8 protein-coding genes are annotated in these 10,244 nt (G+C 61.5%); 4 read left to right on the top strand and 4 right to left on the bottom strand.

From position 1 onward, the window contains the following. Both NL2_RS20430 and NL2_RS20435 read left to right on the top strand, forming a co-directional pair. On the top strand, positions 1–710 hold a 710-nt coding region (locus NL2_RS20430; RefSeq protein ID WP_068078514.1), incomplete at its 5' end, for an alpha/beta hydrolase. After that, positions 707–2,278, top strand: coding sequence for a carboxylesterase/lipase family protein (locus tag NL2_RS20435; protein ID WP_068078517.1), 1,572 nt, complete (start codon positions 707–709; stop codon positions 2,276–2,278). The genes NL2_RS20430 and NL2_RS20435, both read left to right, overlap by 4 nt. Before the next feature lie 13 nt (positions 2,279–2,291). On the opposite strand, the gene NL2_RS20440 is transcribed toward NL2_RS20435, so the two are convergent. Next, positions 2,292–3,137 carry a transglutaminase-like domain-containing protein gene (locus NL2_RS20440; protein WP_068078520.1) on the bottom strand — a complete coding sequence of 282 codons (846 nt, stop codon included), beginning with the start codon at positions 3,135–3,137 and terminating at the stop codon, positions 2,292–2,294. A gap of 308 nt (positions 3,138–3,445) precedes the next feature. On the opposite strand from NL2_RS20440, the gene NL2_RS20445 reads away from it, so the two are divergent. Together NL2_RS20445 and NL2_RS20450 are read left to right on the top strand one after the other, a co-directional pair. Next, on the top strand, positions 3,446–3,757 hold the full coding sequence (locus tag NL2_RS20445; RefSeq protein WP_068078523.1) for a hypothetical protein: 312 nt from the start codon (positions 3,446–3,448) through the stop codon (positions 3,755–3,757). Between the two features lie 204 nt (positions 3,758–3,961). Next, complete coding sequence (locus tag NL2_RS20450) at positions 3,962–4,426, top strand: hypothetical protein (RefSeq protein WP_068078526.1); 465 nt, start codon at positions 3,962–3,964, stop codon at positions 4,424–4,426. Positions 4,427–4,473: 47 nt separating this feature from the next. Here the strand turns inward: NL2_RS20450 and NL2_RS20455 are convergent, their stop codons facing one another. From NL2_RS20455 to NL2_RS20465, 3 genes are all read right to left on the bottom strand, one after another. Then, the gene (locus NL2_RS20455; protein ID WP_157083306.1) at positions 4,474–5,913 is read right to left on the bottom strand and encodes a hypothetical protein; all 1,440 of its coding nucleotides are present in this window, start codon (positions 5,911–5,913) and stop codon (positions 4,474–4,476) included. A gap of 398 nt (positions 5,914–6,311) precedes the next feature. Beyond that, a complete protein-coding gene (locus NL2_RS20460) occupies positions 6,312–9,452 on the bottom strand; it encodes a type I restriction endonuclease subunit R (protein WP_068078533.1) in 3,141 nt (1,046 codons plus the stop codon). Positions 9,453–9,670: 218 nt separating this feature from the next. Continuing rightward, positions 9,671–10,244 (bottom strand): ATP-binding protein (locus NL2_RS20465; RefSeq protein WP_281191078.1); only part of this gene is annotated, 574 nt, incomplete at its 5' end.

Consider the following 10,244-nt stretch of genomic DNA (forward strand, 5'->3'; position numbering starts at 1 on the left):
GGATCGGCGGGCACACCCGCCAGTCGGCCGCGCTGGCCAACTTCCCCGCCGTGCTGGCGTCGTTGGCGGCCGAGGGCTTCACCGTGGCCAGCCTCGAATACCGCCTGTCGAGCGAGGCCAAGTTTCCCGCCCAGTTGCAGGATGCCAAGGCCGCCTTGCGCTTCCTGGGGGATCACGCGGTGAAGTACCGGATCGACCCGGCGCGCGTCGGGGTCTGGGGCGGCTCGGCCGGTGGCCACCTGACCGCGCTGACCGCGCTGACCTGCCATGATACCACGCTCGATCCGGCCGCGGCCAAGGATGTCTGCGCCACCGCTGCGGTGACCTGGTACGGGGTGTTCGATTTTGCCGCCCTCAATGCTGCCCGCAACGGCGGCGGGGACGGCGCCGATGCCAAGCTGCTGGGCTGCACCGGGGCCTGCACACCCGGACAATATGCCTCGGTCAGCCCGGTCACCTATATCGATCCCAAGGATCCGCCGTTCCTGCTGATCCACGGGACCGAGGACAAGACCGTGCCAGTCAGCCAGTCGCACGTTGCCGAAGCCCGGCTGCGCGCGGCCGGCGTGCCGGTCGAGGCGATCTACATTCCCGGCGTCGACCACAGCTTCATCGGCACGACGCCTGCGCAGACCCGCGCCGCGACGATGCAGGCGGTCAACGCCACGTTCGATTTCCTCCACGCCCGCCTGCGAGTGCCACGGCGATGATCCGCGCGGCCATCGCAGGCGTCCTGCTGGCCGCTGCCGGTTCATCGCTCGAAGCCCAACCGCTCAGGATCGACGGCGGGCTGATCGAGGGGACGGCCCTGCCGTCGGGCGTGAACGCCTGGCTCGGCGTGCCCTTTGCCGCACCGCCGGTGCGCGACTTGCGCTGGAAACCGCCGCAGCCAGTGCCCGCATGGCACGGCACATACCATGCCGACCGGTTCGCGCCCGAATGCCTGCAACCGCTGCGCTCGCCCCGCCAGAACCACTACTTCGGCAACGAGGCGACCAGCGAGGACTGCCTTTACCTCAACATCTGGGCACCGAGGGCCGCGAAAAAGCTGCCGGTGATCGTGTGGATCTACGGCGGCGGGTTCACCATCGGGTCGGCCAGCATGGCCAACTATTCGGGCGAGCCATTGGCAAAAGCCGGGGTCGTGCGGGTCAACCTGGCCTATCGCGTCGGTGCGTTGGGCTTTCTGGCGCATCCCGAACTCAGCCGCGAGTCGGGTTATGGCGGATCGGGCAATTACGGCCTGATGGACCAGATCGCGGCGCTGCAATGGGTCCGGCGCAACATCGCAGCGTTCGGCGGCGATCCTGCAAACGTCACCATAGCCGGGCAATCGGCAGGCTCGATGTCGGTCGCGCTGTTGCAGATGAGCCCGCTGGCGAAAGGCCTGTTCGTGCGCGCGGCGGGGATGAGCGGCAGCCCGTTCGGCGGGATGCTGGGCCCGGTGACCATAGCCAAGGGCGAAACCCAGGGCCTTGCGCTCCAGAAAGAGCTGGGCGCGTCATCGCTGGCAGGCTTGCGCGCGCTTCCGGGCGACCGCATCGCTGCCGCTGCTACCCCGCGCGATCCGATCGTGCGCGACGGCCATGTCGTGACCGGCACGGCGGACGAGGTGTTCGCGGCTCGCCGGCAGAACGATGTGCCGATCCTGATCGGCTATACGCGTGACGAGACGTTCCGTCCGTTGGGGCCGATACCCGATCGTGCGGCGCTGACGGCCGCAGTCCATTCGCGGTTCCCGACGCAGGGCGAGGCCATTCTTGCCGGCTACTCCGGCACCGATCCCGCGAGGATTGCCGCCGAGATCGCTCGCGATTCGACGTTGGGCCTGCAGATGTACGCATGGGCCGCGCAGCAGCAGCACCATGGCCGCGCACCGGCCTACGCTTACTTGTTCACCCGGCGCCATCCGTATGCGCCGGGCATCACCTTCAGCGATCACGATCCGGCGACGGTGGGCGCCTATCACACCGGTGACGTGCCTTACTGGCTGCGCACCCGCGATGCGCTCAACCTGTTTCGCACGACGCGCGTGTGGGAGCCGGGCGATCTGTCGCTGGAGGCCGAGATGTCGGGTGCGCTGCTCGCCTTTGCGAGGACGGACGTGCCGGCCAGCCCTGCCATCGGGACATGGCCGGCTTACATGCCTGCGCATCCGCAACTGGTAGAGCTGGGGCTGCACAGCCAGGTGATCGATTGGCCGCATGCGAGCGAGCTGCCGCTATTCGCCGAGTCCGCCGACCAGCCGCGCCCGGCCGGATCCCGACCGCGCGACTGAACACAGGACGACATCAGGCCGCGAGCCTCAGCATTTCGCCTGCATTGGCATGATCGGCCACTTCGTCGGTCACGACCTTGAAGCCGCCCAGCCAGACCGAACCGAACGCCGTGGTCAGCGGCGTGTCGGCGGCATCGCGGCCCGTCGCCATCAGGATGCGGCCGATCCGGGGCACGTTGTGACGTGCATCGAAACTGTGCCAAGCCCCGCCGAGATACACTTCGAACCAGGCGTGAAAATCCATCGCCACATCGACCGGCGCAATGCCGATGTCGCCGAGATAGCCGCTGCAATAGCGTGCCGGGATGTTCATGCAGCGGCACAGCGCGATGGCCAGATGCGCAAAATCGCGACATACCCCGACCTGTTCTTGATGGCCTTCCCACGCCGTGCGTGTCGATCGGGCATGTTGATAGCCGTACGTCATCCGCCGATGGGCATAATCCACGATCGCCTGCACTCGCGCCCAACCCGGCGCGGTCGAGCCGAACAGGTTCCAGGCGATGTCAGACAAGCGATCGGTCTCGCAATAGCGGCTGCCCAGCAGGTAGACCAGGACATCCGCCGGCAGTTCGACCGGCGAGTGCTGCCGCGCGTAAGGTGACTGCCGGTCGGGTTCGCCGCTGTCCTCGATCACGAAATCGCACGACAGCGAGACGCCGCCGGCCGGGACCGTGAGGCGGGTGCAGACATTGCCGAAGCTGTCGGTGAAATCTTCCATCGGCACAGGACGATTGGCGACGATCCGATGCGGCGTCCGCAAGTCCTGCGCACGAGACGGATGCAGGTTGAGCATCGCAATCATCGGCGTGGGGCTATTGGCCATGAAATTGATGTCATATCCGGCGCGGATAAGCATGCGTGAACTCCGTAAGTGCGTCGCTGGGCGAGTTATGGTCGTGTGGACGGCAGAACATCGAGAATGCTCGACCGCTCAATTGGTTGCAAAGATTGTTGGGCAGGAATGGACAGCCCTCCCGTGCCCACGCGACGGTTGCCGGCCGCCCTGTGGCCCGGAGGTCGGCCGCTTCCTGATCAGACGCCGGCGCGAGCGGCGGGAAACTGGCTGGCACCGGCCATCCGGGCGAACCCGGAAAAATTCGTCGCAGCTGCGCGGAACTCTCTGGTTGGCAGAAGGTTGTTGAGGGAAATCAGGGAGCTATCATCATGGTCGATTACAATCAGAATGACACCAAGCCGGTCGCCGAGCGCAGCACTGCGGGCCGGACGATTGCCATCGTGCTTATCGTACTGGCGGCGATCGTTGCAGTCCTTTTCGCCACCGGGTTCTGGTCGGCGGACGTTTCCGGCGGAAAGCTGCCGGCGGTAAAGGTCAGTGCCGATTCGGGCGCCATGCCCAACGTCGATGTCCAGTCGAAAAAGATCGTTGTCGGGACCAAGTCCACAACGCTCGACGTTCCCAAGGTCGAAACGACCAAGACCACCGTGTCGGTGCCTACGGTCGGCGTCAAGAACTGAGCCTTAACGACGGGTTGCATGGCGCCGACCGGATCCGCAACAACGATGTCCGCGCAGGGTGGGCTCCAAGGCGTAACGCTTTGGAGCCCATCTCCCGGTTCCACGTCGGCACCTTCGCCGTCGTTGATCCGGCACATCTGACCATCTGGACAGCTGGCGCGTTCTTACCCTTGTGTTATTGATGCGGCATAAGGATAAGGTTGCATGATGAACCCGTTGACATTCTATACCCGCATGGCGTCTGCCACGTTTTCCATGTTCGGCAACGCCCGGCATGTTTCCGAGACCATGAGCGCTTCGCACGTCGTGATCGCCAAGCGCACGAAGATGATGGCCACGGCAACCTTTTCGCCGCTCCATGGCAATTATGACGAGCTCGGCCGGATGGTCCCCGAAAAGATGGCCGCCTTTGGCGAGGCCGGGTCCGCGATCGCCAGCGACTGGCAGGCAATGCAGCTGGCCTTTGCCGCCGAACTACAAAACCTTGTCGCCGTGGCGATGAAGGGCCGCCCGCCGACTCTGTCGGAATGGTCTGCGCTGTCGGCCCGCAACGCCAAGTTCGCACTGCGCACGTTCGAGCGCGCGAGCGCGATGGGCGGAAAAAGCCTGAAGCCGATCCACGCGGCGGCAACAGGCAATGCGGCGCGGCTGGAACGCGGCACGGCATAGCATTCCGCGCGACTGAAGCGCCTGCTTCAGTCCTGCCAACACCAGCGCTATCGCCCGATCAGCCCCAGCGCATGGCGGATGAACGCGTCGCGATCGGTCACCCAGCGGGCATCGGCGGGAAGCTGCGGGTCGGTGAACGTCCAGCCTTCGCCGGAAAACACGCGGTTCACGCGCCCGGTGGTGTGGAACGCGAGCGCAACCATGCGCTGCTGGCCCCGGCTGGTGCGGTCGTTGCCCTCGACCGTGACGGTGCCCGGCGCCAGGTTTGTCCCCTGCGACCGCAGCGCGAACACGAACGGTTCGGTGCGGAAACTTTCGACCGACGTGTTCAGGAACACCGAGAGATAGATTTTGTCGAGCGCCGCCAGCGGGGCGGCCGGCATCCGCCAGCTGCCATCCGCCAGCACGTTCCACGGGTAGTTGCTTGGCGCGCCGTAGACGATCTCGGTACGCAGATCGACCAGCCCGTCACGCGGAGCCTGCGCCGGCGCCAGCCGCTGCAGCCGCAAGTTGTCGGCCCAGGTAAAGCCGAACGCCGAGGCATCGATCAGCGGCATCGCTGAGGGTGCCGATGTTTTCGGCCGGTTCGATACCGTCACGTTCTCGTAGATGCGCAAATAGGCCTTGTCCTTGAGCTGGTGGCCGCTGGCAATGTCCTTCCACGCCTGCTGCCCCTGCCAGCTGGAATTGCGGAAATGCGACACCAAGGTTCCGTTGATGTACGTGCCGTGTTCCTGATCGACGTTGGTGCCGACATTGCCCGCGATCTCGCTGTCCTCGACGTACAGCATCGTCTGGCCGCCGGGCACGAACAGCGCGTTCTTGCCACCGTACAGCTTCGACCGGCGGACCACCGCGGTGAACAGGCCCGGCGGTGTTCCGCCAAACGCCTCGAGATGAAGGGCCCCCATCGGCTGAATGGCGCCCGGAAAATCCAGTTCGACGTCGCGCAATTCGAAATGAACGCGCTGGCGGCCGAAATCGAATACGCGAAGGTCAATCGTTGCCCACTGGTCGCTGGTCCGGAACGTTATCCGCCGGCCCGGTATCGACGACCGGATGATGTACTGCGTCCCCTGCAGCGGCCCGACGATTTGCGGCAGCCACGGGGCAAACGGATAGACGCACGGGTGCCCGTCACCATCTACCGCCTCGAACACGAATTCGTAGCCGCCCTCGGCCCGGCCGTAGAGCGAGGCCCCATCGCGCCCGGCATAGACCTCACGCCTGGCAGCGCGCGAGGCATCGCATTTGATGAACAGCTTCACCGCTGGCGGGCGCAACCCGGCCATCGGCATGTAGAACGGATAGCCGGTGCCCGGCGCATTTGCAGCAGCTCTCGGGGCGGGCGGAGCCTGATCGACCGGCTGCGCGCTTCGCACCGGCGCGGCGACGGGGCCCGGCGACGGCTGCGCCTGCCCAGACGGACCCAGCAGCACCGGAACGGCAAGCGCCAGCAGGTACCTGAAGCGAAGGAATGCGATCACGCGCTGCTCCCGCCATGGCTCGATGTCCGGTGATCCACCCATGTGACCGCAGACCTGCCGGGAAAACCGGCACGACACAATCCCGGAGAGCATTCCCCAAGGTTTGCCAAGCCTTGCCGGCGATTGCGGAGTTCCCTCAAGAGAACAAATGGTGCCAGAAGAGGGGCGGCTGATAGCAATTATCATATTGTTATAATTACGAAAAATATGCCGATTGCAGTTCGCAACGGCGCAGTTTCTGCCCCAGGCATCAGTCCATTGACCGGCAACGGAGCGACGTTATCCACAATCGGATTTCGCTGGATGCGAGCAAATCCGCCTGCGTTTTCATTCTTACCCAAATCAGCGGGTATGAAATAGCCCAGCCCTCATTCCGCCGAGCGATGATAATAAGCGGCCTATTCGCGCGTTTGGATCAACAGCAGTTCTGCTTGTTGCAGGACCGTCTGAACGGCGGCATCTGCAAGGTCAGGTGGATATCCGTAGCGTTTCAAAATTCGTTTAACCAAGATACGCATTCTGGCACGTGCACTTTCCCGCTTATGCCAATCGACTGTAACGTTGCTCTTTAGCTGGGTCAGTAACTCATGCGCAATGACCCGAAGCTTCTCATTTCCCATGGCCTCCACTGCGCTGTCATTGTCCGCAAGTGCGTCATAAAAAGCCACTTCTTCGGGAGAGAGCCCCAGTTCGTCACCACGGCTTTGCGATTCCTTGAGCTCCCTTGCCAGGCCGATCAGTTCCTGGATCATCTCTAGCGCTGAAATTGCATTGGCATGATAACGGGCGACGGCTTCCTCAAGGCGCCTTGAGAAAGAGCGCGCCTCGACGTGGTTGGTTTTCGCCCTTGTTGCGATCTCTCCCGTCAAAAGCTTCTTGAGCGCTTCAAGTGCCAGATTCTTTTGCTTAAGCTGCTCAATCTCCGCGAGGAACTCATCGGACAGGATGGAAATGTCAGGAGACCTGATCCCGGCGGCCTGTAGGACGTCGACAATTTCAGCGTTGGCCACCGCGCGGTCGATAAGTTGCCTAATGGCAAACGCGCGTTCGTTGACGGAAATGCTGCCCTTGCCGTCAGATTTGACCAGTGCTGCCTTGACCGCCTGAAAATAGCCAACATCGTCACGGACTTCGTCGGCGTAGGTACTTGTTGCGGCTAGGGCGAACGCCTTGCCCAAGTTCTGGACCATTCCTTCAAATGCGCGGTGGGCTTGCCTCTTCTTTTCAACGTCGTTGGACTTGGCAGCCTGCTGCTCCTGCCACCGCAAAACCCAGTCCAACCCTCTTGCCAACGCCGCGAGCTTTTGCTGCGCCGCCCCAGCCAGCGCGGGTCGATAATCGAAGCCATGGAAAATTTCGAAAACCCGTTCGAACCACTCACGCAGGGCAGCTTCAGCCTCTTCCTCATCGATCCCGGTCTTGTCACGATCACCATCACTATAATCGGCAAGGGCAGAACGAAGGTTTTGGGCAATTCCGATGTAATCGACGATCAGGCCGCCCGGCTTATCCCGGAACACACGATTGACGCGCGCAATGGCCTGCATCAGCCCATGGCTGCGCATGGGTTTGTCCACATACATCGTGTTCATGCACGGCGCGTCAAAGCCGGTAAGCCACATATCGCGCACGATGACGAGTTTTAGACGATCGTCGGGATCGCGCGCGCGTTTCGCCAGTTCATCACGACGGCGCTTGTTCCCGATGTGCTGCTGCCATTCCTTCGGATCGCTGGCTGATCCGGTCATGACGATCTTGATCGCGCCCTTCTCGTCGTCATTTGAATGCCAATCGGGGCGTAGGGCAACTATCTCGTTGTAGAGGGAGACACAGATTCGGCGACTCATGCACACAGCCATCGCTTTGCCGTCCAGCGCAGCGATGCGGGCTTCGAGGTGTCTAACTAAGTCGCTGGCAATTTGCTTGAGGCGCTTGTCTGAACCGACCAGGGCCTCAATGTTCGCCCACTTCGCTTTCAGCTTCTCGGCTTCGGTCAGGCTTTCATCCTCGACCATAGCTTCTACTTCATCGTCAATCTGGGACTTGAGATCGTCGTTCAGCTCTATACGAGCCAAGCGGCTCTCATAGTAGATCGGCACAGTCGCGCCGTCCTCGACAGCTCGGCTGATATCGTAAATGTCGATATAATCCCCAAAGATGGCAGGTGTGTTCTTGTCGGTGCCCTCCACTGGCGTCCCGGTGAAGCCGATAAAGGATGCGTTGGGCAATCCCTGCCGGATGTAATGGGCATAACCATAACGACGCGCTCCGGTCTTGCCGTCCATCTTCGCGGCAAACCCATATTGGCTGCGGTGTGCCTCATCCGCGATCACGATCACATTGCGCCGGTCGGTCAGTTGGGGATAGGTTTCCTCACCTCCCACGGGGGTGAATTTCTGCACAGTGGCGAATATTACCCCGCCCGCCGAGCGCGCTAGCAAGCGCTTAAGGTCTTCCCGGCTTTCCGCTTGCTCTGGCTTTTGTCGGATCAGATCTTGGCACAGTCCAAAGGTGCCAAACAGTTGATCGTCCAGATCGTTTCGGTCGGTCAGGACGATGACTGTTGGATTCTCCAGTTCCGGCGAATTGACGGCCAGTCCAGCGAAGAAGGCCATCAGAAAGCTCTTGCCTGACCCTTGGGTGTGCCAAATTACGCCGATCTTGCGATCGCCGTCGGGCTGAATGGCCTTCACTGCTTCCAGCAGGGCTTTTTGCGCGCCGTGGAATTGATGATATCCGGCGACGATTTTGAACGGGCCATCGCCCTTGTCGCCGAATACCGTGAAATCACGGATCAACCGGAGAAAATTGCTTCGATTGAAGACTCCTCGCAGTAGAGTATCCAGCTCCGGGGTGCCGGGCGGAGCGTAATCTTCACCGTTGACCGTACGCCATGGCATGAAGCGCTCCTCGCGCGCGGTGAGCGATCCAATACGGGCCTTCACACCATCAGATGTCACCAAGACAGCGTTGGTGCGAAACAGCGAAGGAATTTGCATCTTGTAGGTCTCAAGCTGCGCGAAAGCGGCAGAGAGCGTCGCGTTCTCGCTACCCGGATTTTTCAGTTCCAACACGGCGAGCGGTAGGCCGTTGACGAACAGCACCAAGTCCGGTCGCCGATTGTGGCGCCCTTCGATGAGGGTGAACTGGTTGACCACCAGCCAATCGTTAGCCTCGACATCGTCGAAGTCGATTAGCCAGACCTTGGCGCCAATGATCCGTCCGTCAGGTCTACGATACTCGACATCCACGCCATCGATGATCAGCTTGTGGATGCGCTGGTTTTCTTCCACTGAATCGGGGGTTTCGCTGGCCAGCAACTTCCGCACTGCTGCTTCGATGGCATCAGCAGGCAATGCCGGATTTATCTGCGCAACCCAACGCTCCAAGCGGGGGATGAGTACGGCATCGCCATAGCTAGGGCGCTGTGGGGATACGCCATCGGGGGCTATGTCCTGACCATGTAGGTAGAGCCAACCCAGGGTTCGCAGAGTTTCAATCCCAGCCAGCTCGATATGGTCTTCGTTGAGGAACGGCATCAGGCGGAGGCTCCGTTTGTTCCTCGAAATGGGAAAAGGATAAAATTAGAAAGTGACCGATTTCCGGGCTTTCTGACGCTGCAAAGCGCTTTTCCCGGACTGCCGATAAAATGAGTCACAGCTTGGTGGGCTAGGAATGAGATAAAATAAGAAACGCCCGGATTTCCGCCGTTTTCTCTGCCCTCTGCCCTCGCTGACAGCTTAACCATAAAATACCCTCAGGCCCAGATCGGGAGGTAGCGGGCATACTTCTTCGACCCACCGACCGCCTCGTCCGACTTGATCAATCCCGCCTCAAGGGCGGCATTGATAATCTGGGTTGCTGTCGCAGATTGCCCCTCGGTCAACCCAAAACGCTCGCGCAGGCTCTGGTTGGTCATGCGCTCGGACATGACGTAGCGCAGCACGCAATGCTGATAGCAGGCCCGAATTCTGTCATTCCGATCCATATCGGAAAATGGACGAGGTCCATGGACAATCACGACCGTCCGCTTGTGCGCGGCTCTGAACTCAGGGGCGGGAAGCTGGAAAATTTCCGCCTGCTCGACAACTCGGTCAATGCCGCTGCTTTTCTCTTCACAGATGCTCATCCGGCGCATGAAATCTGCCAGACGTTCATTGCGGGACTGATAGCCGTCGATGAAGCGTTCAACCGGAACGATAGGCTCGCCGGGATTAGAGATTTCCAACCGGTTCGCATAAATTTCGATCATCGGCGCAGCCCCCTGCATCCCCATGTCCTGATGGATCAGCGCATTGGCAATGAGCTCGCGCACGCTCTCCATGGGCAGC

This window comes from Novosphingobium lentum NBRC 107847, assembly GCF_001590965.1.
Lineage (GTDB): Bacteria > Pseudomonadota > Alphaproteobacteria > Sphingomonadales > Sphingomonadaceae > Novosphingobium > Novosphingobium lentum.